Annotated in this window: 19 protein-coding genes and 2 pseudogenes; 11 read left to right on the plus strand and 10 right to left on the minus strand. The window is 59.8% G+C overall.

What is annotated here, in order from left to right; all coding sequences use genetic code 11:
- Positions 1-76: 76 nt before the first annotated feature.
- Together NLM32_RS45735 and NLM32_RS07105 are read left to right on the plus strand one after the other, a co-directional pair.
- On the plus strand, positions 77-265 hold the full coding sequence (locus NLM32_RS45735) for a transcriptional regulator domain-containing protein (protein ID WP_309144833.1): 189 nt from the start codon (positions 77-79) through the stop codon (positions 263-265).
- A 58-nt stretch (positions 266-323) separates the two neighbouring features.
- Positions 324-716 carry a DUF2285 domain-containing protein gene (locus tag NLM32_RS07105; RefSeq protein ID WP_254128507.1) on the plus strand — a complete coding sequence of 131 codons (393 nt, stop codon included), beginning with the start codon at positions 324-326 and terminating at the stop codon, positions 714-716.
- Here NLM32_RS07105 and NLM32_RS07110 read toward each other — a convergent pair.
- The gene (locus NLM32_RS07110) at positions 686-2,116 is read right to left on the minus strand and encodes an IS701 family transposase (RefSeq protein ID WP_254128465.1); all 1,431 of its coding nucleotides are present in this window, start codon (positions 2,114-2,116) and stop codon (positions 686-688) included. The two genes, NLM32_RS07105 and NLM32_RS07110, sit on opposite strands and share 31 nt — an antisense overlap.
- A 103-nt stretch (positions 2,117-2,219) precedes the next feature.
- Between NLM32_RS07110 and NLM32_RS07115 the strand changes: the two are divergent.
- A pseudogene (locus tag NLM32_RS07115) lies at positions 2,220-2,381 on the plus strand (DNA -binding domain-containing protein); the annotation flags it as partial.
- Between the two features lie 562 nt (positions 2,382-2,943).
- On the opposite strand, the gene NLM32_RS07120 reads toward NLM32_RS07115, so the two are convergent.
- Together NLM32_RS07120 and NLM32_RS07125 are read right to left on the minus strand one after the other, a co-directional pair.
- Positions 2,944-3,477 (minus strand): hypothetical protein, encoded by a 534-nt coding sequence (locus NLM32_RS07120; protein WP_254128508.1) that lies wholly within the window; start codon positions 3,475-3,477, stop codon positions 2,944-2,946.
- A 224-nt stretch (positions 3,478-3,701) separates the two neighbouring features.
- Positions 3,702-4,067, minus strand: coding sequence for a sulfotransferase (locus tag NLM32_RS07125; RefSeq protein WP_254128509.1), 366 nt, complete (start codon positions 4,065-4,067; stop codon positions 3,702-3,704).
- 1,286 nt (positions 4,068-5,353) lie between these two features.
- Here NLM32_RS07125 and NLM32_RS07130 point away from each other — a divergent pair.
- The 8 genes and pseudogenes from NLM32_RS07130 to NLM32_RS07165 all read left to right on the plus strand — a co-directional run bounded on the left by NLM32_RS07130 (position 5,354) and on the right by NLM32_RS07165 (position 13,246).
- Positions 5,354-5,632 carry an AlpA family transcriptional regulator gene (locus NLM32_RS07130; RefSeq protein ID WP_254128510.1) on the plus strand — a complete coding sequence of 93 codons (279 nt, stop codon included), beginning with the start codon at positions 5,354-5,356 and terminating at the stop codon, positions 5,630-5,632.
- A 3-nt stretch (positions 5,633-5,635) separates the two neighbouring features.
- Positions 5,636-6,536 (plus strand): annotated as a pseudogene (locus NLM32_RS07135) (replication initiator protein A).
- Positions 6,537-6,867: 331 nt separating this feature from the next.
- Positions 6,868-7,332 (plus strand): DUF2840 domain-containing protein, encoded by a 465-nt coding sequence (locus tag NLM32_RS07140; protein WP_254128511.1) that lies wholly within the window; start codon positions 6,868-6,870, stop codon positions 7,330-7,332.
- Positions 7,332-7,838, plus strand: coding sequence for a S26 family signal peptidase (locus NLM32_RS07145; RefSeq protein ID WP_254128512.1), 507 nt, complete (start codon positions 7,332-7,334; stop codon positions 7,836-7,838). Before NLM32_RS07140 ends, NLM32_RS07145 begins: the two co-directional genes overlap by 1 nt.
- A gap of 2 nt (positions 7,839-7,840) precedes the next feature.
- On the plus strand, positions 7,841-8,749 hold the full coding sequence (locus NLM32_RS07150; RefSeq protein WP_254128513.1) for a lytic transglycosylase domain-containing protein: 909 nt from the start codon (positions 7,841-7,843) through the stop codon (positions 8,747-8,749).
- 241 nt (positions 8,750-8,990) lie between these two features.
- A complete protein-coding gene (locus NLM32_RS07155; protein ID WP_254128514.1) occupies positions 8,991-10,718 on the plus strand; it encodes a DUF3363 domain-containing protein in 1,728 nt (575 codons plus the stop codon).
- A 91-nt stretch (positions 10,719-10,809) separates the two neighbouring features.
- Positions 10,810-12,786: a conjugal transfer protein TraG gene (locus tag NLM32_RS07160; RefSeq protein ID WP_254128515.1), complete on the plus strand. Its 1,977-nt coding sequence runs from the start codon at positions 10,810-10,812 to the stop codon at positions 12,784-12,786.
- A 10-nt stretch (positions 12,787-12,796) separates the two neighbouring features.
- Positions 12,797-13,246, plus strand: coding sequence for a CopG family transcriptional regulator (locus NLM32_RS07165; protein WP_254128516.1), 450 nt, complete (start codon positions 12,797-12,799; stop codon positions 13,244-13,246).
- A gap of 668 nt (positions 13,247-13,914) precedes the next feature.
- On the opposite strand, the gene aepX is transcribed toward NLM32_RS07165, so the two are convergent.
- The 7 genes from aepX to NLM32_RS07200 form a co-directional block, all read right to left on the minus strand.
- Entirely contained in the window at positions 13,915-14,841 is a 927-nt protein-coding gene (gene aepX / locus NLM32_RS07170) for a phosphoenolpyruvate mutase (protein ID WP_256561093.1), read from the minus strand.
- 162 nt (positions 14,842-15,003) lie between these two features.
- A complete protein-coding gene (locus tag NLM32_RS07175; protein WP_254128517.1) occupies positions 15,004-15,264 on the minus strand; it encodes a hypothetical protein in 261 nt (86 codons plus the stop codon).
- A 646-nt stretch (positions 15,265-15,910) separates the two neighbouring features.
- Positions 15,911-16,984 (minus strand): Gfo/Idh/MocA family protein, encoded by a 1,074-nt coding sequence (locus NLM32_RS07180; protein ID WP_254128518.1) that lies wholly within the window; start codon positions 16,982-16,984, stop codon positions 15,911-15,913.
- 878 nt (positions 16,985-17,862) lie between these two features.
- Entirely contained in the window at positions 17,863-19,599 is a 1,737-nt protein-coding gene (locus NLM32_RS07185; RefSeq protein ID WP_254128519.1) for an ATP-binding protein, read from the minus strand.
- Positions 19,596-20,642, minus strand: coding sequence for an SIR2 family protein (locus NLM32_RS07190; RefSeq protein ID WP_254128520.1), 1,047 nt, complete (start codon positions 20,640-20,642; stop codon positions 19,596-19,598). The genes NLM32_RS07185 and NLM32_RS07190 overlap by 4 nt, the downstream gene beginning before the upstream one ends.
- A 62-nt stretch (positions 20,643-20,704) precedes the next feature.
- Positions 20,705-23,341, minus strand: a complete 2,637-nt coding sequence (locus NLM32_RS07195) for an AAA family ATPase (protein WP_254128521.1) — start codon at positions 23,339-23,341, stop codon at positions 20,705-20,707.
- Positions 23,341-24,459: a DNA repair exonuclease gene (locus NLM32_RS07200; protein ID WP_254128522.1), complete on the minus strand. Its 1,119-nt coding sequence runs from the start codon at positions 24,457-24,459 to the stop codon at positions 23,341-23,343. Before NLM32_RS07200 ends, NLM32_RS07195 begins: the two co-directional genes overlap by 1 nt.
- Positions 24,460-24,778 lie beyond the last annotated feature (319 nt).

Here is a 24,778-nt window from a genome sequence, read left to right on the forward strand (position 1 = left end):
CAATTTGTGGCTTCCATAGCAACCCCAGTCTTTATAGACACTGCGCCGCAATTCGATTTGGCGGGAGATCATAGCAGTGTCAAAATTCGACTGGCGCTCACCGGAGTCATACCAGGGCGTCAAAGACGGCGAGATGTCGGATTTCGCTTGGGAAATCCTCCGTCGCAATCCCAAGTATCAAGCTGACTATCGGGACACGGTTTCGAAACACGGGCAGGTGACCCCTGAATTTCGGAGGAGATGGGGCCTTTGCTTTCGCTCATGACCCACAGAAGTCCTTTCATCAGCAGACCATCTTTTGGGCGCCGGAGGCTTTGCCGGCGGTGCTGCCGATCGTTCAGAGCGCTGCCGGTTCGGATATCGTTGCTGCTGGGCTTGCGCTTGCCGATCCTGCATCGGACAGGATCAGGAAAGCAGCGGACGGTTGGCATGTCGTGTTGCGCATTCATGGGACCAAGCATCATCTGTGGCTGAAACAGGCCCCGCAGTTCGGTGCCACTTATGCATTCAAACTGCTGCCCGACGTCGAGTTTGAGATCCGGGCCCACGCCGCATATCGGTTCTGGCGTGCGGTCAACGGTCGCTCACCAGGACCTCCGTTTCATCGACTGTCGGCGCAACGACGTAAGCGTTTTGCGCTGGCGCTGCGCGCCCTCGATTTACGCATGGAAGGCGCCTCCTATTCTTACTGCGTCACAAAAGAAGGCGCTGTTTGATCGGGCGAATGCAACAGGGACAGCGTGAGAGGGTGCGGACGATGGCAACGATCAGTCTTCGCCGCATCGTCGCAATCGAGTTCGGGATGTGACGTTCGGGTCGCAGCAGCGGAGCCTCTGGGTCGGTAACCGTTGGAAACCGCAAGTCTCTTGAACGGCCTGGTGGAACGAGATCCCGAGGGGGGAATCGTCTCCCTCTCGGAGACCAGGAATCCGTAGGCTGCGATGCACAGCGTAGCGTGGTGGTGGAAGCCACGCCAACCTCGCCCTTCGAAATGCCCGAGCCCGACCTCTTGTTTGAGATCCTGATAATCGCGCTCGATGCGCCAGCGCAGCTTGGTTAGATCGACTAGCCTTCCAAAAGTGATCGTTTCCGGCAACGTTGAAAGCCAGTATTTGGTCGGCTCGTCCTCACCTTCTGGCCATTCGATCAAAAGCCATTCTTCCGGTCGGCTTTCGGTGAGTTGGTAATCTCGATGCGCGACGCAAACGCGCGCGCGAGCGAAGCGCGACGATAGCCGCTCGGCCGCGCCCTCTCGCCACTTGATCGTGCGCCAGACCCGCTTAGGAAGGCAAAGAGCAAGCTCCTTGACCGAAATCGGTTGATGCTTGTGGTCGCGGCGCAGCAGCTTTGGTGGTCGCCCTTTGCCCGACCATTTTTTCGGCGGTAGCGGCGCCGTGTCGGATGTCCACACCGTGGTGTTTGGCAAGATACCAGCCACATAGGTCAACGCCAACGCGCTGATGCTGGTCCGCAGGTCCGTGTTGCAGCCATATCCGGCATCCATCAGCACCACGCCGCGAGGAAGCCCGGTTCTGCAGGCTGCTTCGATCTGTTCAAGCGCGATCTCTGGCTTGGTCTTAAAGCTGATCTCCTTGGGCACGCCCGCTTTGCGCCGACGTTTCTTATCTGCCGCCCATTCCTGCGGCAGATAGAGACGATACATCGCCGGCAGACTGGCGTGGTGATTGGCAAGCGACAGGGATACCGCGACTTGGCAGTTATCCTGCTTGCCGAGCTGCCCGCAATATTGACGCGCCACACCGACCGAGTGCGCTCCCTTCTTGGGAAAACCGGTGTCATCGATGATCCACGCTTCGATCGGTCCATGGCGCTCTATCGCCGGCAGTACCATCTCACCCACTTTGGCCAAAACACCCTCGTCAGACCAAGGCGATTGGCCGACGAAGTGCAGCAGCGACTGATGCTGCGCCGCCGTCCGATCAGGTGCCGTTACCGCTGCCATAGGCTCAACGCTTTTACGCTCCCCCGGCATGATTAAGCCGATGCAATAATCAAACAACGGCTGGGCCCGGTCCGCATGTCCGATCACACTCACAAGTTTCTCGACAAAAGCCGAAAATCGCGATTCACTGCCGCCTGATGTCCGGAGATCCATATCAGCCCCCGTTGCCGATGCCTGAATCTCAACAGGTAACTGATTCTCACAGGATCTCGCCCGCGATCTTTTGAATCAGACACTTTTTCTGACTCAGTAGTACTATCGTGCCATCGCCGAAGTATTGTTTGGTTCAAGACGCGTCTCCGAGCGCGCCTGGAAAACCCACGACCTGCGCAGCCGAGTCATTCGCCTGGTTCAGGCGGGTATGGCGCTGATGCGCCACGGCTATCATGCGTTGCTCCGTCCATCGCCTCGCAAATAATAGAGGGGCAGCGAAATCATTGCCGACCCGCGGAAAACAGTCCTTCGCCATCGTGACCAAACCTGCGACGCAAGTTTCGGGAGTGTTGCAGAGACATCGCTGGCTGCCGCCACGCCCCCGCGGGTTTATCTCGCTTGGAGCTAAGCGAACGTCAGATCTGACGCTACACTGGCTGGATTGGGTAGAGCGGCTGAGGTCAAGCCCTCGGACACTTGATGGTGCTCATTTCCTTGAAACTCAATCCTTGGAGAGTGGCTTATATATTGCCTGTGCGCCTGCCGATCAGGCAATTCTGACGAGAGCAAGCGAGCAATCGTTCTGACCTGCGGAAACCTCGGCCATTCGTATCCCAAATGTCGCAATTTTTGGTTTTCCAATGTCACATTGCTCGCGCATGACGGCTGAAGCGATGTCTCGGATTATCATCTGAGATAACGGGGTCTGCGTGGGCCGCATGATCTTGCCCCCGCAACGTCAATGTTGGCGCGCCATCACGGATGGTCTCCAGACGGCGCTTCTCGATCGGCCTTCGAAGCCGTGAGCGCCTCATTCAACTGCGCCGCTATTGAATTATTGAATTTGCTGCCCGCAAATTCTCTTCCTTCTTGGTCGCGGCCAGACGTTGCGCTTGTTGAAGTAACGAGCGGCCGAAAGCTAACGAGGAGTTTTCCTCAGCTTGCCGACCGCTACTGTCTAGTTCGGCGCTATCAACGGGGATGTCGAATGATCTCCCTGTCTTGCCGTCCAGGAAATCCCAGCAGGTCCGAAACAAGTGGCGATAGCCTTGAGTTGCTTCTGGACCCCTATCAACGACGCCGGCTTGCTTTGCGAACTGAAGGTCCTGCTCATAACCGAGCTCTATCAAAAGCTCCGCCCCAACCAGGTCGGTCACGAACTGCCTCTCTTCGATGCTAAGGTTAGTTTGCCAAGCCTGCACTGAGCGGTCATCGACGGTTGTTCTCTCCGCGATCTTGCGATCCCCGAAGGTGCTAGACCGAAGATCGTCCGTTTGCCCTATCGGCGCCGATGCCATGTCGGTCGGAGTGTAACCAAGGCCAGCAAGCACGCGACGAACTTCCTCGTCGGGCTGCGCCACAAGGACCTCGTAGTGTACCACCTGCGTCTGAGGTCGACTGCGGTAAGCTGCTAGGACGGGCAGGCCCAGAACGAGGTCGGCGAGAGAAGATGCGATTGCGGGCGTGGGCTGGCCCAACGCGATATCGGCAAGACACGATGCGATCGCGGACGGGCAACTTGCGGCTAGGAGAGGGACGTCCCACGTCGATTTCAGTGATGCGGCGATGGCGTAGGGGTTGCGGATTAGGACGAGCCGCGACGCCTCCGGATAGAGGGAATCCAAGAAGGCGGCGTCTTGTCAATGAGGGTGCGTTTGCCTGCAGCGGCCAAATACCGGCCATAAGCTGCATCGGCAAAAGCGCGGGTAACGATCGTTCGATCTATTCGTCCCAAGAACTCCGAGGTTGCGGTCTGAACCAATGATGCGCCGGCTGGGTGACGCTGGTCCACTTTACCGAAGGCCTCAAGTGCCAACATCAGCCAGAGCTGAGGCGAAGCCAAAATATCCGGGTGCCGTTGAAGTACATGGGCCAACAGCGTCGTCCCCGAGCACGGAAGACCGAGAAGAAAGCACAGCGCGGGCGAATGGCTTACATCGTGGTTCATCATTCAAGATCCTATCCTTGGCCAGACCGAGCGTTCGTCCTGAACCCTTCGGCCGGTCGAAAGAAACATCGCCGGCAATGGCGATTCAGATGGGTTTCAACCATCCCCATCCTCAGATGACTTGCCGTTAGCGGGGATGACATCATGCCGCGACAATATCCGATGATATTGTAGTCGCGCTCTGGCGTCTTCGCGGCATGATTGCCCACTGCGCTTCGGATTGACGCACGCAAGGCACGTCCGATTAAGGCATTGCTTACATAAATGTTTGGTTGCTCGGTGTTGTTGCGGACAGATTGCATCTTGTATCGCTCCCGATCGCAGCGCCTCTCGAAGACGACCCCGTCCATGTTTCGCACGATCTGGGCGCCATGAATTCAATCCAATTATCCAGCCGGAGCACTGGACTCGCAATCGGCTGCGACCAATTCCTTGCGAGGCTGGAACTCCCGAAGCATCGCTCAGTCGCACGGAGCGGTATAGAGAGCCCTCCGAAAACCTATGCCGTAGTTTATTGAAAATCGGCGGCTACACGACAGAGGAAGTCCGTCGCTTCGCGCCGGCACAATGCCGCTCGCCTCGCCAGCTAAAGAAGACGATCGCAATGGGCTGGTTTCGGCCGATGCTCGACGCAAACGGTAGAATGCTTCCTAGAGCCGAGGCAAAGATGATGATCGGTCCATTTCTGTGTTCGCCAACCTGACCCGTACTATCCGCCACTCGTAAGATCGGCAAAAATCAATAGTTTTGATCGGACACATTCAGAGCGTGGATTGATGTCGTATCGCTCAACGATCCTCGTATCTGAAAGAGACACGGCAATCAGTTCTGTGCGCATTATCCAGTCAGGCTGCCGCTCGATGCAGCTTTCGATACCGGCGCAGACGCCTTATATCGTCGGTGGCGCACAATCGCGCGCCGCCCGCCCGGACCTCTGTCCATTTACCCCAGCGCGGCGAAGGTTTGAGGTTGACGCTGCGAGCCGTCGAAGAACGCATCGATGCGTACCGGGCCATCGTACGATCGGTGTTTGCCGTCGAACGATTCCTCAGCGCGCCTCTAAACCCACGAACGACCCAGCTGACTATCGCTTTGAGTAACTTGTTTGGTGCTGAAGTGCGGAGATCGACGGAAAGTGCTCTGCCTGTCATTTCGCAAGGAACGAAGCAGGGGTGCCGAAAATCATCCCCACATCTTCGGCATCCCCTTAAGTGCTTCTACTCCGCCATCATGCTCGTCGGCGCGCGGTCAGACGCGCGAGCCCTCCAGATGAGCACGGAGCCCCTCGAATGCCCGATCCGACCGCCGGCTTGCCGCCGCGATACTTACGAACCCCCGAAGCGGCACGCTTTCTCGGCCTGTCCGGCCGAACCTTGGAAAAGCATCGCACCTATGGCACCGGGCCGACCTATCGCAAGCTCGGTGGGCGCGTTGTTTATGCACTTGAGGACCTGAAAGCCTGGGTGGACCGCGGAGCAAAGAAGTCAACCAGCGATCCCGGCATGGGTACGGTCTTGCCTGCAAAGCGGCACGCACCCATTCCGTATGCGGGCAAGGAGCGGCGCTGATCCATGTCGAACGACACATGCTCTGGTTATGGGCAACGTCACTCGGAACGCGGTCAACTCAGAACTGTTTTGCTCATCGCCCAGCGATCTCATGCCGGGCGATGCGCCAAACCTGACGGCATATCCGTTCTTCCCACCGGCAAAGTCGAAACGGATTATGCCGATCGACCTCAGCGCCGGGGCAATCATGATTCGAGTGGAAGCTGTGCCGGAACATCGCACGGAGCCGATTTGGGATGCGCACGTTGTGATCTGGACCGCTTTGCAGATTGTCGAGGCTCGAGATGCCGGCTTGAAACCATCCGGGTTGATGAAACTACCTCATGCGAGATCCCGACCTACGTAGATCGCGGCACCAGTGTGCGCGACTGCGAACGTCAGGGCTGCGCTCGACCGGCTGCAATCAGTATCGGTCCTGAACGCGATTCGCCGGCCGACCGAGCGCCGTCAGCACCGGTTCTCCGGATCAACAAATGGAAGGGAACGGCAGATATGCACCGCCATGCCTGCGGAATCGAGCTGATCTTGCCGGATTGGGTCTGCACGGGGGTTCTCAATGATGCCGTCGTGTTGACGACGGACCGAGCCTATCTCGATCTGATTGGTAGATTTGAATGCTGGCTCTTTCGCCTCCTGCGAAAATATGGCGGCCGTCAAACGTGCGGCTGGAGCTTTGATTTCGTCCGCCTCCACGCCAAGTCGGGCAGCCTATCCCCACTCAAGCACTTTGCTTACGACCTGCGCCAGTTCGTCCGTCGACAAACGTCACCCGCGTATCGGCTTGTCATTACACGAGACATTGACGGTGTGGAGCGATCGAACTTCGCGCCACTTCAGGTCAGTCCCCTTTGCAGAAAGGCTACAAAGATGCGGGCGCATCTCAACGCCGGAGGAAAGTCTGTGAATTGTATCGTGCTATCACGGACCAGAATTTTTGCCCCATCCGCGACCGCACCTTTGTACTATCGGGAACGGAAATCAGCGCCAGGGGTTTGCTGTGCAATCGCTTTCCGCTCCCTTAACCCTGCTAATCCCGAATTCCTCGGATTGCTCACAACGAGTCAGACCCTTTCGTCTACGATCGGCAGGATGACCGCCGCGAGAATTCCGCAACGGCGGCAAGTTAGATTTCACCACGACGGCTCAGCCGCAGGCAAGTGTGTTGCAGCCATTCGGCTGCGGAAAAGTGCCTGCTGGCGCGGACCTGCAACACCTCTGAGCAAAGGAGCCGCTAGATGAGCGATGTCACAACCGTCGAACTCTTGTGGGTCGAGGGGCGGTTCGAAAACCGAATTCGGTTCGGCCGGCCCGTATCGGAAAAGATCATTGACCGCCACCGCCGCGTTCTGTCATTCGCAACCGGCAGCATTTTCGCATTCGTGCGCTGGACGTCCAACGATTTTGGAACCGTTCTGTCCCGCATCGACATCTTGCGCGCGGCAGCGCCCCGGCAGCGATATTCAACCGTACCTTGGGTCAATCCCGGCGGGGAGAGCCTGATGCGATTGTCAGGATGGACCAAGGTCGAGCGCGCACTGCAATTGATCGATGCGGTGGAGGCACTTGATATCAATCCTGCAGATGCTGCGCCAGACTACTGGCATCACGTTCACAATCGTCTCTCTGTCAACGAAAGCCCGCGTACCTACACCCGTGCGCGCCATCAAGCTTGGCTGCGACGCCGAAGACGGGAGCTCTGATGGGACGGCTATCAATTATGCTTGCGATCTGTGGATCGGCAGCTCTGGCGTTGTGCTCGGACAGAGAGGCACCGCCATCGTACATCTGGAACGCTTCAGACAGTGTTCCAATCGGCTTCTATCGACTGCAGCCAGCGCGACAATTGACGGTCACTGAGCTCGTGGCGGTTCGGCCGCCCGAGCCACTCGCAAGCTTCCTGGACTTGAACGGTTACCTGCCGACCGGTGTTCCCATGCTCAAGCGCGTCCTGGCACTGCCGGGACAAACCGTTTGCAGAACTGGTCTCGTCATCTCCGTCGACAACATCGAGATGGGACTGGCGCGCGAGCGCGATGCACGTGGCCGGCCGCTGCCGGTTTGGCTCGGATGCCGCCTCATAGCGTCAGATGAGGTGTTTCTCATGAACTGGCAGTCGGCGGACTCCTTTGATGGCCGCTACTTCGGGCCAATTCCAGCATCCGCCGTGATCGGACAAGCGTTCCCCGTGTGGACAAAGGAAGACTGATCATGCAGAGCCTGCTTCGTGGATTTGCAGTCTCGCCGGTCGATGGATCGCCGCACCTTCGCTCCGTCCCGGCCAGAGTCTTGAAGACGATCGTGCGCGGTGCATGTCTGCGATGGCCTCGCACCCAGCGGCCGAACCGGCTACCCGTCACCTTCGCGAGCGCAAACGCTTGCGGTTCCATCTCTTTAGTGGCGGTCTACGCTTTGACCGCTGTGCTGGTTCTTGAACTCTCGTCGAGCGTTTTGGCGGAGACCGCAGTCCCGGCGCTTGATTCCCGTTCGCTCAGCTCCCTGGATGTCGATCCATACACCGCCTTCGTCGCCGAAGCGTCCCGCCGATTTGCGATCCCGGAGCGCTGGATCCGTGCTGTCGTGCAGGTCGAGAGCAGCGGAAACGTGGGCGCCGTATCCTCTCGGGGAGCGCTGGGCCTGATGCAAATCATGCCCCAAACCTGGGTCCACCTGAGTATTCGCTACAAGCTCGGTGTCGACCCCTTTGGGCCCCGCGACAACATTCTCGCAGGCACGGCCTATCTGCGCGAGATGCTCGACCGGTTTGGATCGGAAGGATTTCTCGCAGCTTACAACGCTGGTCCAGGACGGTACGAGGCGCATCTGGCTACGGGGCGGCCACTACCTCGGGAAACGCAGGTTTACGTCGCCAGGCTCGCAGGATTGATCGGCATCACACGAGACGAGTATGCGACTTTGGCTCCCCGACGCACTCTTCCGGGGCGGCAGGCAGCACTAATCTTTGATCGCGCCGACGGCGCGTCGGTCAAGGCCAGATCGACATCGGCTCTGCATTCAATGAACAGCTCGAAAGATCTTTCGAACCTGGGAATGCTGGCCTTCGTACCTGGTGCGACCAGGCTTTTTGTGCAGCGATCAACCGAATCGGAGTCCCGATGATCGCAATCGCGTTTCGTCGCGTGTTGTCGAAGTTTGTCGCACGTTGGAGAGTGCTGGGGAGGGAGCAAGGAATAGCCGACCGCGGATGGCAGGATAAAAGCCGCAAGGTGCGGTCGGTCGGTCGGGTGAGAATTGTCAGTAAATTCAGATACGCTCCAAACGTTGCGAAGATCGAGCACAACTTGTCATTTTTTCCACGACGCTGTTTTGGTTCGGCTTTCTGCACATTGCGGGGACCAAGATGACGCGTAACGATGATTTTCGCGTCCGCCCGGGCCAAATACGTTCGACACGCTGGCCGCGGGCAAAGCCCTTCCTGGCGCAAGCGCTCCAAGCCGCGCAGAAAGCCGGCGGTCTTTCACGTCGTGCCGGCAGTCGTGGCGGCCGGTTTGGGCGTGGGCGCGCTGCGACCCTTAGCGCCAACCGGCTCCTGCAAGATCGAGGCCGCGGTGCCATGGTCAAGGCGCGTGTCGTGCGGCGGATGCGCTCGCCAGGCAGTCTGCGGGCCCATATCGGTTACCTGCGGCGTGACGGCGTCACCCGTGACGGATCGCGTGGCGAACTATTCGATGCTGCCGGAGATGGCGCAGATGGCCGAGGCTTCGCTGAGCGCTGCGAGAACGATCGGCATCATTTCCGCTTCATCGTCTCGCCGGATGACGCCGGCGAACTGGGAAGTTTACGCAGCTTTACGCGCGAGTTGATGGATCAGGCCTCACGCGATCTCGGTACACGGCTTGACTGGGTCGCCATCGACCATTGGAACACTGAGCATCCGCATATTCACATCCTTGTGCGCGGCCGCACGGATGATGGCTCCGACCTTGTGATCAGCCGTGACTATATCAGCAAAGGTCTGCGGGCCCGCGCAAGTGATCTCGTCACGCGCGAACTTGGTCCCCGATCGGAGCTTGAGGTTCGGCGCGGCCTTGAGGCAGAGGTTGCGGCCGAGCGCTGGACGCGGCTCGATCGCGCGCTTGCTCGGGAAGGGGGACGGACGGACGGGGTGATCGATCTGCGCCCAGAGCGCGGCGGCGGGTCCGACCTATTGCGCGAGATCCGGATTGGCCGGATGCGGACGCTCGAGCGGCTGGGGCTCGCTGAGCCCGCCGGTCCCGCGCGTTGGGTTCTCGCTCCTGATACGGAGCTACGCTTGCGTGCGCTTTCAGAACGCGGCGATATCATCAAGCGGCTGCACAAGACACTCGCGAAGGATGGCGCATCTCGTTCACCATCCTCCTGGGCGCTCGAAGGCGAACGTCATGGCGAACCCATCGTCGGCCGCCTTATCGCCCGTGGGCTCGATGATGAGCTTAGGGGATCGGCGTTCGCCGTTGTCGACGGGATTGACGGACGTGTTCATCATCTCAGGCTCCCCGACATCGATGCGGCCGGTGATGGCCCGGTTGGCGGTATCGTCGAATTGCGTCGCTTCGAGGATACGAAAGGCCGGCAGCGGATCGCGCTTGCCATCCGCTCAGATCTTAATCTCGACCAGCAGGTGGCTTGGGAAGGGACGACCTGGCTCGATCGGCGCCTGGTCGCTCGTGAGCCCGTCGATCTCGCGCGTGGCGGATTCGGCGCCGAGGTCCGGGCCGCGCTCGATCGCCGCATTGATGCACTGGTAGAGTACGGGCTTGCCCGCCGCGATGGCGATAAAGTCACATTAAGCGGCAACCTGATTGGCACTCTGCGCAAGCGTGAGCTCGATACCGTGGGCCAACGCTTGGCCTCCGAAACAGGGCTGGCGCATCTATCCGCCGAGGCGGGAGAGCCCATTTCCGGGGTTTACCGCCAAAGGATCTCGCTCGCCTCCGGCCGCTTTGCCATGATCGACAACGGGCTCGGCTTCCAGCTCGTGCCCTGGACCCCGTCGCTCGAGCGTGAACTGGGTAAACAGGTCAGGGGCATCGCAGGTCCCGGCGGGATCGACTGGAGTTTTGGGCGCAAACGCGACCTTTCGCTCTGACCCGCCGATCTCTTCGCCATGCTCCGCGACACCGCGACCTCGAAAGGACTGCCGTTGAATGGCGCCCTCACGGTGCGCATCAATTCTGGCTATGCCCGCGACGAAGATTCTTTGGGGTCAACTACTCTTTGTCTCAATGGTCGTGCTCGCTTTCCTCTGGGCGGCCACCGAATGGACGGCGTGGCGTCTGGCTTTCCAGCCGCAACTCGGGCCTGCCTGGTTCATAATCGCGGGCTGGCCTGTCTATCAACCGGCTGCCTTCTTCCTTTGGTGGTTCGAGTTCGACGCCTACGCGCCTGTCATCTTCGTCAAGGGAGCGTGCATCGCCGCAAGCGGCGGGATAGCATCGGTCGGCGTCGCCATCTTCCTGTCGGTGTGGCGGGCAAAGGAAGCTCGGTATGTGACAACATATGGGTCGTCCCGCTGGGCGGATGCACGGGAGGTTCGCCGTGCGGGACTTCTGGGGCTAGATGGCGTCGTGCTCGGTCGCTTTGAGGGCCGTTACCTCCGGCATGATGGACCCGAGCATGTCCTTTGCTTTGCCCCGACCCGTTCCGGCAAAGGTGTCGGCCTTGTCATTCCGACGCTGCTGACCTGGCCGAACTCCACGATCATCCACGATATCAAGGGCGAGAACTTCCAGCTGACCTCCGGATGGCGTGCCCGCTTTGGGCCAGTGCTGTTATTTGACCCGACCTCTCCGGAGAGCGCGGCCTACAATCCTCTGCTCGAGATTCGCCGAGGCGACTGCGAGGTCCGCGACGCCCAGAACATCGCCGACATTCTCGTCGATCCCGAAGGCGCGCTCGAGCGTCGCAATCACTGGGAGAAGACCAGCCATTCCCTGCTGGTCGGGGCAATTCTCCACGTCCTCTATGCGGAACCAGACAAGACGCTTGCCGGCGTTGCCAGCTTCCTGTCGGACCCGTTGCGCGCAATCGAAACGACCCTGAACGCAATGTTGGCGACGCCCCATCTGGGAGAGCGTGTCCATCCGGTCGTGGCTTCGGCGGCGCGCGAACTCCTCAACAAGAGTGAAAATGAACGTTCCGGCGTGCTGTCGACCACGATGAGCTTCCTAGGTCTCTACCGTGACCCCGTGGTTGCCCGGGTCACGGGGCGGAGCGACTGGCGCATTCGCGATCTTGTCGACGGACCCCGACCGGTCTCGCTTTACCTTGTGGTGCCACCGTCCGACATCGCCCGGACAAAGCCCCTGATGCGGCTCGTTCTCAACCAGATCGGGCGGCGGCTAACCGAGAGCCTCGATACCGACAGGCGGCGGCAGAAGCTGCTCCTCATGCTCGATGAGTTCGCAGCCCTCGGCCGGCTCGATTTCTTCGAGAGCCAGCTCGCCTTCATGGCAGGTTATGGCATCCGCAGCTTTCTCATCACCCAAAGCCTGAATCAGCTTGAGCGCGCCTATGGCGCGAATCACGCGATCCTCGATAATTGCCATATCCGCGTTGCCTTCTCGACCAACGACGAGCGCACGGCCAAACGCGTGTCGGATGCGCTCGGAACCGCAACCGAAATGCGCGCGATGAAGAACTATGCCGGGCATCGGCTCTCGCCATGGCTTGGCCACCTGATGGTCAGCCGCCAGGAAACATCTCGTCCGCTGCTCACGCCCGGGGAAGTCATGCAGCTCTCGCCCAGCGAGGCCATTGTGATGGTTTCCGGCGTGCACCCGATGCGCGCCCACAAGGTCCGCTACTACGAAGATCCGCAGTTCCAAAGCCGGATATTAGGCCCGTCGCACAACGTTCCAGTCGGCTTGGTCTCGCAGCCCGACGATTGGTCGGCCCACACACCGATTCCGCCCTCGATCGATCTGCTTACCGCGTCGAAGCGCAACGTCCGCGATGGGAATGGTGGCATTCGACGCGAGCCAGAACTGGCGCCGCAGGAGGAGGTCGTGATCACGGCGCCGCGCGCCGACAACGAATTCGACGACGCGCTCGATGATGGCGATGCTGATGCCGCGCAAGTTACGGCCGTGAATCGCTCGATGCAGGGGATTGCACGTTCGGTCAGCCTCGACCCGGACGATAAGATGGACCTTTGAGAGGGCTAAGATGAAGAAGGTCCAGCTCAGCATCTATCTCGATCCAGAGATCTTCCGTAGCCTCGAGGCGTTCGCAAAACATCAGGGCAAGCCCAAGTCGCTGGTTGCCGAGGCTGCCGTTGCCTCCTTCCTGTCCCCCGATGAGTCCGAGCGGCGGGAAGCGGCGATAGCCAAGCGGCTCGACCGGATCGTGGGTACGCTCGAGCGCCTTGAGCGCAATGACGGTGTTACGTTGGAAACGATTGGACTGTTCATCCGCTTCTGGTTGACGGCAACTCCGGCATTACCGGAGCAGTCGAGCCCCGCGGCGCGCGCCAAGGGCGCTGAACGCTACGATCGCTTTGTCGAAGCTCTTGGACGGCGCCTGTCCAGTGGATCGAGCATGCTTAGGGAAGTCAGTTTCGAATCCTATGAAGCGGGAGGTCTTGATCCGACACAACACAAAGCTCGCCCCACCTGATCGACCCGCCACTTCATTCTTTTGCTGCGTTAGACTACGATCGCCCTCGTCAATCAGTTGAAAGAACTCGCGATGAGGTCCCTCCATCTTGCCTGTTAATCACCTCCTTGAAATCGATCGTTGCGGCATCGATCAATGTGCCCAGAGAAAGAAGAGGGCCATGCAAGGAAGAGGGAGGATATCAGCCCAGCGGCGAACTCGAACTGCAAGCTAGTGAGCTCGAGCTAGCTGCATCAGGGGCACCGCAAGGGGCACGCTTCGGCGGCGCGCCGCCGAAGCGGATGCTTCTTGCAACGAAAAAGAAACCTACCGCAGTCATGTCGCCCGCGAGCCGCTCCTATATCGTCCGAACACTGAAGTGCTGACCGTTGTGTTCAAGTCTGCCGAAAGTGACCTAAAGTTTCGAACGAAACAAGTTAGGCTCCGTGTCGGTCGCTCTCCGAGAGACACGGACCTTCTGGATAAGTGACCTGATCGAGTGAGGGGCTCGAGATGCCCAGGGCGGCTATCTGGGAGCTGCGGCGCCACTTTCTGAAATCTCCATTATCGGGAGAGCAAACAAAGGTATCGTACGAGGCTACAGTGGACCGTTGCGATCGGGCGGTCGATCGCATGCTAGCACTTCCTAACGAGTAATTTTTGTGAACATGAGAAACGGCTGCCGTTGGTTATCGGCGAGGCAAATATCGCACTTCGGCACGGGCGAGTTCGTCGTACCCGAACATCGCGAAGACCTCGTCGAGCGTCGCGATATGTGGCTCAACGCCGGCAATACCCTCCTTGGCCATGATGTCATCGCAGACTCGTCGCATTGCCGCCGTTGCAGCTCGCATAGAGTGGTTTGCCCAGATCACTGTCGAGATTTCGGCATCGCGATATACTGAGACGGGGGTTCGGAAGTATTTCGTTGGAACGATGACGACCGGCAGCCGGTTCTGCCAGGCACTCACAAACGAAAGGACCTCATCCGCACTGCTCTTTCGTGAGTGGATAAGGATTGCATCGGCTCCCGCATCAGCATAAGCGTGAGCGCGCAAAATTGCTTCGTCCAGTCCATGGCCGCTGATGAGGGCTTCGATCCGGGCAACGAGGACCAAGTCCTCTGCGATTGTATCTTTCACGGCCCGCAGTCGGCCGGAGAATTCATTGATATCGGCAAGGGGATGCCGCTCGCCAACGAATGAGTTCATCTTCGGAAAACAGCTGTCCTCGAGCGCGACACCGGCAGCGCCGCGCTGACGGAGCTTGCGTGCCAGGAGGCGCGCATTATTGAAGTTCCCGAAGCCGCCATCGCCGTCGACGAGCACAGGAAGCTCAGTCGAGTCGACGATGCGCTCGACCACGTCGACGATTTGGCTCCATGAAGCTTCGTTGGCATCGCGGTAGCCGAGAGAGCAGGCGATCGACAGACCCGACGCCCAGAGACTTTTGAATCCTGCGCGCTTGGCGATAGCGCCAGAGAGCCCGTCATGCGCTTCCATGAGGAAGGAGAGCTCGGTAGTGGAGCAGACCTGAGCGCGCAGCGCTTCTACGCACGACGAGACAGCACCTCGGTGAGGGGCGCTATCGAATACATATTGCGGTTGAGGTTGCATGCCGAAATCCTTGCAGGACACGTTGGACCTGCCGAGGTTCATGAACCGGGATGAAGACATGCTTTCGTCATGTAGATCAATTCCTGGCCTTGGTAGTTGACTGAGGTACAAAATTGTTATGGCAGTCTTGGTGTGGTTGAGCGCCCGCCGAGCGCTAAGCTCCTAGGTTCCGCGCATCGTAGGACCATTCGGGCCGCTAAAACCGTTCGAGCGGCGGTTCTCGGGTCGAGCGGCAGCCCCCCGACGTTCAGTTAATGGTCTATCGATCGCGGGGTCGCTTGGCCGCTCGTAGACGATCATAATGTCCGCAACGTCGCTGCCATCGATCTCCTGCACGACGACCGCAGCGCGGTAGATCATGATGCCGCGGCGGGCACCGGCGAACAGCCACAGCGTGTTGATGCTCACCCGAAGGTTGCTCAAGGCAGCCTCTAGATTGCTCCAACGGACGAAGGGGGCAGGCAACTTTCGATCAACGGCTCTTCCGAGGAGAAGTTTTGCAGCGCGTAGGGTTCTCCGCCGCACAGAAAGCAGCCTCATGATGGAGCGGAGCAATTTCCGTTCCGAAGGCCGCCGCGATAATCGAGAGAAAGAGGACGTATCGCGAGCAAACGACCACTGGTCCATGTTCCGTTTTGAAGGACGCATAGGGCCTGTCGCGCTCGAAACAGTGACTTTGGTCTGCCGCACGCGAGCTTCGTTCAAGATGGAATTGGGAGATTCAGTAGGGCAAGAGTCGTCGGCACAGTCGTTGCTGCTTGCAGGTCAAGACAGGAAAACGTTTGCACTTACTCTCTTCGCGCGTTCAGTGGTTGGCTTGGTGGCGAATTCGATGAGTCGACGGCCGCGGTATCACGCGACTGACTGAGACTAATGCTTGTGATCACCGGCTTACAACGGACGATGAAAACATGATGGCAGCGGCCAACACACTTCGAGCCGAGGCAACGAATAAGCGGGTTTGCACGCCGGATGTTCAGCCTCCATCACGGCGCGGAGGTTCGGCGAGGCTGGATCTGAGCAGGTTGAATCCGTCTCGTCCGCGTTGACGATGTTGGCAGCAGGCCCCTCAGAGGACCAGTCGTCGATCGGTTGCAGAGACAAATCGCACCATGTCGGGGGTTGGATGGCGGGCACGTGGCCGGGATGTGATCGTTTGCGGTTGTCCGGTCAGGACGGCCGTCTCAATTGCGAGCAGTGCGCGCAGGTCCGCCAAGCCTTCCTCGCCATCGGCTTCGGGCGGCGTTCCAGCTTTGATGCAATCTGAAAAGTACTGCACCTGCGCGGCAAATTGGTCGATGTGCGGAAACTGGGTTTCACCGACCTCGCCGTCGCGGCGCAGGCGCAATTTTGTTGCCGTCTCGAACCGGAAACTGGGGTCGAGTTCGATATCACCCGACGTTCCGACGACTCGATAATTGTCGACGGTAGACGCCCCGAAGCTGGCGATGAATTGGGCCAAACCGCCTGAAGGAAAACGCAGCAAGGCTGCGACCGACGCATCCACCTCGCCAAACCGTGGGTCATCGATCGGTCGGTGCGCCATTGCCACGGCCTCAATCGGCTCCTCAGTAAAGATATGACGAGCCGCGTTGACGCAGTAGACCCCCACGTCCTGGAGGGGGCCACCCCAACTCGCAGCTTTAAGTCTGTGGTTCCCTATCGCCGTCTGGAAACTGAAAACCGATTGAAAGAAGAGCGGTCGGCCGATCGCGTTGTTGCGGACATGTTCGAGGACCGCGACGGTTCCGGGTTCGTTGTGGAGCCGGTAGGCGGTCATCAGAAACACGCCAGCCTCGCGCGCAGCGGCGATCATAGCGAGGGCATCTTGTTCGTTGGTAGCCAGCGGTTTCTCGACCAAAATGTGCTTGCCGGCGCGAGCCGCCCGAACCGTATAGTCAGCATGCAAATGGTTGGGCAGAGCAATATACACCACGTCGACGTCGGAGCCTCTCAAAAGGGCATCGTATCCGTCATAGTTGGCGACCTGACCAATACCATGAAAATCCGCTAGTTGCGCGGCCTTGTCTCGATGACCGGTTACGATTGCGGTAACCTTCGAGTTCGCGGACTGTCCGACTCCCGGCAAGAAAGCTTGTTGCGAAATCGCACCAGCGCCGACGACTGCATACTTGATCATCATTTCCTCTCCGAGGGCTCGATCTTGGATCGCGTTCGAGGCTGTCGGATTTCCTCCAACTTCGTTCGCTTCTGTCAGTCATACAGGGGACGAGGCCGTATCTGAGGGGTGCCGCCCCATTTTCGGCGAGAGCCTCGGGCCCTGTACTCATTTCACGTCCCCCCTGACGTCCCATCAGATGACCGAGCTAGTGGAGTAACCGCTGCGGCCAGATCGAAACCGACCAGCCGCGTTGCGTCTGAAATTGCGAATACGCAGTCACAGCTGGCTGTCTGTTGCGGCAATCTGGCTCTCTGTTGCGGCAATCTGGCTCTCTGTTGCGACAATAACTGCCAAGTCGCAGGAACATCAGAACCCAAAAGGTTGGCGAGGACCGACATTCACGGTCCAGCAATTGCCGTGCCAGCAAAGACCTTGTGCAAAACCTTGCTTCGAACACGGGCGACGCATAGTCGAGCCAACGTCAGGCTCCCTCGCTAATGTCGCAAACCCAGCACTCCAGAAGAAAGCCCGGGCATGGTGTGTTTCGGCATGCATGAACGCGGCCGCTTCCGGGGTGATCGACATCCAAGAAGATTCCGTGATGGCCTCCGTCGACTCATGGGTAGATCGTGATGAAGACGATAGGATCATCTGTCGCGATAATTTTGCTTACGTTCTGGATGCACGTCCCAGGATTGCCGCGGTCAAGCAGCTAGTCTTGGAACTTGGTATTCGACCAACCGAAAGGGGGTTGTCGAGAGTCCGCAATTCGAACTTTCTCATGGCCGACGATCGCGGCAGACAACGGAAGTTGCCCGCAGATAGGCGATCCGAAGTGAAACGGGTGACGGACGCGATAAGCCGCGTGGGCTGCCCCCGTAGCTCGGTTTGACCAGACGCTATTTGACGAGCGTCTGACGGCGCCAACTCTCTACGGCCTTGTCGAGCTCGGCTGTAGCCCTCGGATCCGCCCAGCGGTCCCAAAACTGAATCGTGCCGCTGAGCGGTTCGTTGATCGGCTTTGCGATCCGGATGCGTGTAGGTAATAAGATCGCATCGCCGACCACGAGGGCCTCGCCGGTGTCGAGCACGGGGAGCAGATCACCAAACCCGCCCAGGCTATCGGGCAGCAGGCGGCGTACCACCGTCTGATCGTCACCATTGGTCAAGCGCATGGCAATCAAATTGTTGCACTGACTGACGACGGTGCGATTCACTTCGGCGGGCCGCTGGCTGATGACGACAAGGCCAACGCCATATTTTCGACCTTCCTTGGCAATGCGCTCAAAAGTCGCGATCGCATTCTCTGCGGCGCCGGAGGTAGCGTCCTGGGGAATATAGAGATGTGCCTCGTCGCAGAACAGCGCCACTGGATGACGTGCCCCCTGCGGACTCCACTGCTGCACATGAAGGACCATACGTGCAACCATGCCGACGATCAGCGGCAGAATGTCCGAGGGAACTTCGGAAAAGTCGATCACCTTTACCCCGTCGCGGCCCCCCTTGGCAGCTCGTCCGCCTAGGAGTAGCGTGACTGCTTCATCGAGCCACTTATAGCTATCGGCGACGCCCACTGCCGGAAACAAGAACCCGAGTCGGCGGTCTGTACGCTTGCCTTCGAGGCGCTGGATCAAGCGGCTGAGCTTCCCGTGAAAGTCGCCCTGCTTTTCGGCCCTGGCGCCTGGCACCATTTCCGTGTTCAGACGATCGAGTTCCGTGAGCACCGATGCCATCGCAAAAGGGACGGGGCTGTCGATCGTGAAGTTGGCGAGAACATCAGTGTGGCCCCCTGCAGTCAGGAAGCTGGTCTTCGCATCGACAATCGCACGCGACATAACCATGGCCTGATTAGGCGCGTTTTGGTCGCTGCGGTCGACGAACATCGAGACTAGCGCTTCGTAGCTCATCAGCCAGTAGGGAAGGTGAAGCACGCCGTCAGTGAGGCCTTTGTCCGCATCAATATCGCCCGGCCCCGCGACTCGAAGATGCGCGAAACCGGCCCCGGCCATAGACGCATATTCGCCGTGCATGTCGAACACGATAGCGTTAGCACTTTCAAGCTCGGCCACTTGTTCCAGGAGACGCGCTGTCGTCCAGGATTTACCGGAGCCAGTGCAACCGACGATGAGGGCGTGGCGCTGGAAAAGCCTGTTGCCGTTGACGTAAGCCTCCGCGTTGGGATCGAGAGTATAAGCGCCGAGCGACAGACGCTGAGCACCCCCAGTCACCTCAGAGATGACGCCCATGAAGCGGGTCAGCCGTTCGCCCTCAAGTGCGAAACAGCATGCATCAATTTCCGGAACCGTTTCGAGCGTACGCCGGAATACGTTGGCCCGCGTCCCGTCCCGGTCGAGCAGAGTTCCAATCAACGTGATGCGGACCAGATTAACCTCGGGATGGGCCTCGTCGGCACGCTCGACGTCGGCCACTTTTGCTTCCTCGAGCGCGGTGCGGGTGATTTTGTGGATAACGCCAATCAGCTTGTGGCCGGCCAAGCTGCTTTGGAGCGCGACCAGCCGATTGACCTGTAGTGCACGCAATGCATCGACGTCATCGACGCGAACAATCACGGTGGCGGTATCGACCGATTGGACGCGTCCGAGCGCCTCTGCATCGGTAAAGTCGAGCATGCTCATGCAGGTATTCCTGTGATGTGGTCGAGAAATTGATCGAGGCGCCACAGCGGCTTGTCTAGGTCGAATCCTGCTGGCGCGTCGTGCGTATATGCACGCGCGCCCGCGGCGCTGTCTTCGATGGCGAGATAGCGGCGGCAACGGCCGCCGGTCAGAAAGGCCTTAGCGCTGACCGTCAGCTCCTTCGTGATCACGACCAGCGGTATGGAATTATAGTCGCAACGCTCAATAAGCTTGGTCTGGACATGCTCATCATTAAAACCGTAGCCGATGCAGAGGTAAGAGCGGGCATTCTCTAGCGCGTTGTCGCTGCAGCTCAAGATTGTGCGGAACGGCTCGCCATGGGTCAGGCGGTACTTGTCAATGCCCGGCGTGATCATGAGCGGCGTATAGGCCGCCGGGATTGGGACGGCGCTTCTCACGCCAACGATCTGGTTGGCTGCCTGGAACCAATCGAGGGAGCCATGGACCTTCCAGACCGCCACCGTGCGCGACGGCCTCCCGTTCATGGTGACACGGGTATTAGGCGTCCGCGCCCGGGTCTGCAGATAGCCATGGTTGAAGCCCGTGAACGTGCTAACATCAGCCGCGTCGGCGGCGTATTCCGCGAGCCTGTCATAATTAGGCGTGACGACATGGATCATCGTGTGTGTGCTGTCGAAGAGGTGCCGATAAAGCCTGGTTAGCGGCAAGGTGTGGCGATCGGCTAACAGCGATGTGAGGACTGCTAGGTCGGAAGGCAGCAGAAATTCCCGTGTAGCGCCTGCAATGAACTGGGTTTGGCGTTCGGTAGGGCGTACCGCCTGTAGCGCGCTTTCAAGATCGGTGCCGGCCTTGAGATGACGAATGAACGATGTCCATTCGGCATTCTCTTCAGCCGTCCATCTAGGTGGAAGCGATGCGGCAGACAGATGCTCTGCTAGCGCTCCCATTCCCGGCACACCATGCGCCGCTGAGGCGCCACTTCCGAGGATAATCACTGGGGTGGCGCTCAGCGCGCTTTGGGCAAATTCCTGCGCGATCTCGGCCTTGCTCTTGGCCGCCATTCATTTCTTCCTTGATCAGACTGAGTGGGCCGCGGCGATCCGCTGAGATGTGCTTTGAGCTATCATGCAAGCATGATCCGGCTAGCCTCGAGACCGCGGTAGGCGCTGGTGCGGCAGCTCAAAATGATGATCTGCATGCGCTGCGCGGCTTCGGTCAATATCTCCAGCATGACTTCGAAGCGATCATCATCCGCAAACACCAGCGCGTCATCGAGCACAAGCGAGGCAGGTTTTCCATTCTCGATGAGGAGGTCCGCAAAGGCGATGCGCGTGAGGACGGCAAGCTGTTCCTGGGTCCCCTTGCTGAGATCTTCGGTGGCTTCTTCGCGGCCGGCGCGCGACAGCTGCATCGGACGGAGATCCTCCGCGAATGTGATCGATGCATTGGGCAAGAGCCGGCTGACGAAGGGCGTAACGCGCTGTGTGATGGGTACAAGAAGACGACGGGCGGCTTCGCGTTGTGCTTCGCGGATGGTCTCCGCGAGCATTGCGAGCATCTCGGCTTCCTCCTTCAGCCGGGCATGTGCTGCGGTCGCAGCCTCCGCGAGCTCGGCGGCGGCTGCCGCTCGACTGGTCGGCCCAGTGCCGCCGAGCGTCTTGGCGCGTTCTTCGAGCTGGGCGATTTCGCTCACAAGAACAAGCCTGTCAGTGGCCAGTCGTTCGCCTCGCTTGCGTAGATTGTCGCGACGCTGCACCAGCACGGTCTCGTCGAGCCCATCGACGGCGTGCCGCGCTTCGTCGCGAGCAACGATCGCACGCGCTTCGGTTGCCTTTGCAGCCGCCAATGCGGCGCCGAGTGCAATGTCGTCGAAAGCTTCGAGCTCGGTCGCGAGTTGGGCACCGAACCGTGAAACGTCTGCTACAGCGCGCTCGACCTGACCCGTCAGGCGAACATGGGCGAGCTGCGCCTCCTGCAGCGCATCGAGCGCAGCTTGGCGACGACCCTCGGCTTCTCGTTCAGCGGTGCGTGCGGCCCGCCAGGCTTTTTCGAAATCGTCTTCTCTTCGATCGGTTCCATCCTCGGCGAGCTGGGTTGGCTGGTCTATGGCTGCGAGCGCGCCGCGCAGCGAATCCAGGCCTGCGACAATGCCGAGCTCCGGATCCTCGGGGCAGGAGGCCGCAAGTCGAGCCGACAGCACAGAGACCGCTTGGGTAGCTTCCACGCGCGCTCGCGCCGTCTCCTTGGCGGTGATTGTATCGGTACAGCCGACCTCGGCGAGAAACGCGGCGAGATCCTGTTCTACTGCACGAAGTCGGGCCTGTGCAGGGGCGCCAGAAGCAGGCGGCGTAACCGCCACGCTTCCGATACCTTCGAACTCGAGAGTCTGGGTGTCGGTCACGAATGCGCGACTGCTGCCCTCTACCACAACGCCGTTCAGGCGAACTTGTGGCGCCGTCTGCAGCAAATCGATCTTGAGGAGGACCGCGCCAGCGGTGGCGGCCGCTTTGGCTTCGACGAGGGTCTGTTCGAGCTCCTGCAACCGCGCGCTCGCTTCCAGCGTCATCCGAATCGCCGCGACTTCGTCGCGACGCGCCTGGAGCTCGGCCGCAGTCCTTTCGGCAGCCTCAAGGCGGGCAAAGGCTGCGGCAAGCGCGCGCTGACGCATCCGCGCTGTTCGCACTTGTTGCGCTGAAAGCCTGTCTTCCTCGGCCATGCGCAAGGCGACCCGAGCGGTCTCGAGTGTTGCGGCCGCCTCGCTTTCGGCCTCCTCGGCCGATCCCTGAACGGCGTGATGATCCGCGGCGACCCGACGTAAGGTAGCCGCGGTCTGCTCGGCGCGCTCCAATTGGTCGCGCAACTCGCGCCGAGATCCCTTACGGGCTTCCAATCGCACGCGTTCGCCGGTCGCTTCGCGCAGCAATGCTTCGGCAGTGCGCAATGCCTGTCCCGCGACCTTCGCGCGATCGATATCGGTCTCCAGTTGGGCGAGACGTTCGCCCTGTTCGGGATCCTCGAGTTCGCGAACTAACCGCCGTTGCTCGTTACGCTTCGACTCGAGACGATTGAGCACTGTATCGAACTGCTCCAGCTCGGCCCGTGCAACGCGCGCCTCTTCGCATGCGGCAGTTGCTCTTTCCTGAGCCTCAAGGAGGCGGCGGGCGGGGCGGCCCGTCGGGGTCTGAAAATCAGCGAGATTTCGTTCAATGGCCTGCAGCACCGTAGTAGTACGCAGGCCGCCGGTTACAACGCCGACCTCGCCGGCCAGGACCTCCTCAAGTGTCCGGCGGGCACCTTGCCCCGGCACTCCAAACACAAAGGACTGGCCTTGCTCTACCCAAAGCAACCCTAGCGCTCCGCGACTATCATCGTCGGCGCCGCGATTGCCAGCGCGGGCGAACCCAAGTAGCGCTTGTAGGCGTTCCTCGGCTTCGTCGCCAGTTGCGCGTCCGTTGGGCCCTTCAAGCTCCACCGAAGCGTTCTGGAGGAAGCGTTTGCGCAGCTTCCAGACATCGCCTCTGATCTCGAAAGTCAGATCGACAGAGGGCGCTACATCGTCCCCATGCGGCCGAAACGAACGAATGCGATCGCTTCGCGATCCATGCCGTTCGAACAACACCGCTCGCAATGCCTCGAGCGCCGTCGACTTGCCTGCTTCATTTTGGTCGCACACCAGGTTCAAGCCGGCCTTGAAGCCGGTCAGCCGGATCGGCCGACGAAACTTTCGGAAATTTTCGATAGCGAGGTCGCGGATCAGCATCAGTGTGCCTCCGCGCGGGCGGCTCGGCGCTGTTCGACATAAAGGCGCTCAAGCGCGGCGGCAGCGCGCTTGGCGAGCACACCGCCTTCCGCAGACAAGGCCTGCAGGCGTTCGGCAGCCACGTGCAGCACGCCATGGGCATCGATGTCAGCGAGATCCATATCGGTCGGACGCGCATACAGATCGTCGAGATTGAGGTCAAGCCAGCGCACCTCGTGAGCCAGCTCTCCTTCGAGCCGGTCGCGCAGGACCACTCGCTCTGCGAGTGTGAGAAGGCCGGATAATCTAAGACGTAAGATAAGGTTTCGACGCTCGACGGCAGGGGCCAGACCGGCGAGCAAGACGTTCAGGTCGGCCGCGCTGCTGAGCGACCAAGTTTCTGTTCTCCAATGATAGCGTCCGGTCGATAGGTCCGCTACGCTTGGCCTTTCGGAACTTAGGTCCACGCAAAGCGCGACGCCGCTCACCTCGCGGCCGAAATCATCTGGTTCAGGCGTTCCGGAATAATAGGTGTTGGGATCGATTTCGTGCCGGCCGTGCCAGTCGCCGAGTGCAAGATAGGTGAGGCCGGACCGGCGCGCTCGATCAGGCGCAATCAGGTTTCCAGCCGTTCCGTGGGAACCGAAATCTCGGATTGGACCATGTGCGAGGCCGATGCGCTTCGCGCCCGCGGGGGTTTCCGCGAAATCGAACCATGCAGTCGGGTCTTCTAGCGCCCGCTTGAACTGCAGCGGGGCAGGGAGCAGCCAGAATCCCTCCTTGAGTTCGAGAGGCCGTGGTTCGAGGCAAACGGTTACAGTCTCGGGCACCTCGCCGATGAGACGGCTCCAGAGACCGTCGGCACGCGCCGGATCGTGATTGCCCGGAAGCAGGACCCAACGTATGTCTGATGCGGCTTTCATGCGCGTGAGCGCCTGACGATAGACGCGATCACCTGGTTCTGGACTATCGAATACATCGCCGGCCACCAGCACGAATTCGGCGCCTTCGCGGCGCGCCGCAGCGGCAAGTGTGTCAATCGCATCGAGACGCGCTTCGAATAGAGCAGTGCGAGCTTGGTCGGGCGCTCGTCCAAACGGCTTACCGAGCTGCCAGTCCGACGTGTGTATGAACCGCATCAACTTCCCTCGCCCAAATCCTGATCAGTGCTATCGTGCGCCTAGCGTAAAGCATGAAACATGATCCCCTCCCGTGCTTAATTGAAGCGGAGGGCTCCGGCGGTGCTTTTTTGAAAGGTCAACTAAGCGTTGGTCCGCTCAGACGGTGAACTGCTTGTGCCGCTACAAAGTAGTGCTCAAATTCATCCGGCTTCCGAGGCGATGCTTGTCGAAATCATAGGGCACTCGATAATTCCTTCTCAGCATGCATCGCTCTTATTCCGTTCCTGATGATCGAGCAAGCGAATCCCTGTGAGCGTCATCGCTTCCGCGTCGATCG

Origin of the sequence: Bradyrhizobium sp. CCGUVB14, assembly GCF_024199935.1 — a bacterium.
Classification (GTDB): Bacteria; Pseudomonadota; Alphaproteobacteria; order Rhizobiales; family Xanthobacteraceae; genus Bradyrhizobium.

Excerpts from the sequence above, each read along its gene's own strand:
- NLM32_RS07110 (WP_254128465.1), bottom strand. The coding sequence starts at position 2,116 with ATGGATCTCCGGACATCAGGCGGCAGTGAATCGCGATTTTCGGCTTTT.
- NLM32_RS07125 (WP_254128509.1), bottom strand. The coding sequence starts at position 4,067 with ATGATGAACCACGATGTAAGCCATTCGCCCGCGCTGTGCTTTCTTCTC.
- NLM32_RS07130 (WP_254128510.1), top strand. The coding sequence starts at position 5,354 with ATGCCCGATCCGACCGCCGGCTTGCCGCCGCGATACTTACGAACCCCC.
- NLM32_RS07140 (WP_254128511.1), top strand. The coding sequence starts at position 6,868 with ATGAGCGATGTCACAACCGTCGAACTCTTGTGGGTCGAGGGGCGGTTC.
- NLM32_RS07145 (WP_254128512.1), top strand. The coding sequence starts at position 7,332 with ATGGGACGGCTATCAATTATGCTTGCGATCTGTGGATCGGCAGCTCTG.
- NLM32_RS07150 (WP_254128513.1), top strand. The coding sequence starts at position 7,841 with ATGCAGAGCCTGCTTCGTGGATTTGCAGTCTCGCCGGTCGATGGATCG.
- NLM32_RS07155 (WP_254128514.1), top strand. The coding sequence starts at position 8,991 with ATGACGCGTAACGATGATTTTCGCGTCCGCCCGGGCCAAATACGTTCG.
- NLM32_RS07160 (WP_254128515.1), top strand. The coding sequence starts at position 10,810 with ATGCCCGCGACGAAGATTCTTTGGGGTCAACTACTCTTTGTCTCAATG.
- NLM32_RS07165 (WP_254128516.1), top strand. The coding sequence starts at position 12,797 with ATGAAGAAGGTCCAGCTCAGCATCTATCTCGATCCAGAGATCTTCCGT.
- aepX (WP_256561093.1), bottom strand. The coding sequence starts at position 14,841 with ATGCAACCTCAACCGCAATATGTATTCGATAGCGCCCCTCACCGAGGT.
- NLM32_RS07180 (WP_254128518.1), bottom strand. The coding sequence starts at position 16,984 with ATGATGATCAAGTATGCAGTCGTCGGCGCTGGTGCGATTTCGCAACAA.
- NLM32_RS07185 (WP_254128519.1), bottom strand. The coding sequence starts at position 19,599 with ATGAGCATGCTCGACTTTACCGATGCAGAGGCGCTCGGACGCGTCCAA.
- NLM32_RS07190 (WP_254128520.1), bottom strand. The coding sequence starts at position 20,642 with ATGGCGGCCAAGAGCAAGGCCGAGATCGCGCAGGAATTTGCCCAAAGC.
- NLM32_RS07195 (WP_254128521.1), bottom strand. The coding sequence starts at position 23,341 with ATGCTGATCCGCGACCTCGCTATCGAAAATTTCCGAAAGTTTCGTCGG.
- NLM32_RS07200 (WP_254128522.1), bottom strand. The coding sequence starts at position 24,459 with ATGCGGTTCATACACACGTCGGACTGGCAGCTCGGTAAGCCGTTTGGA.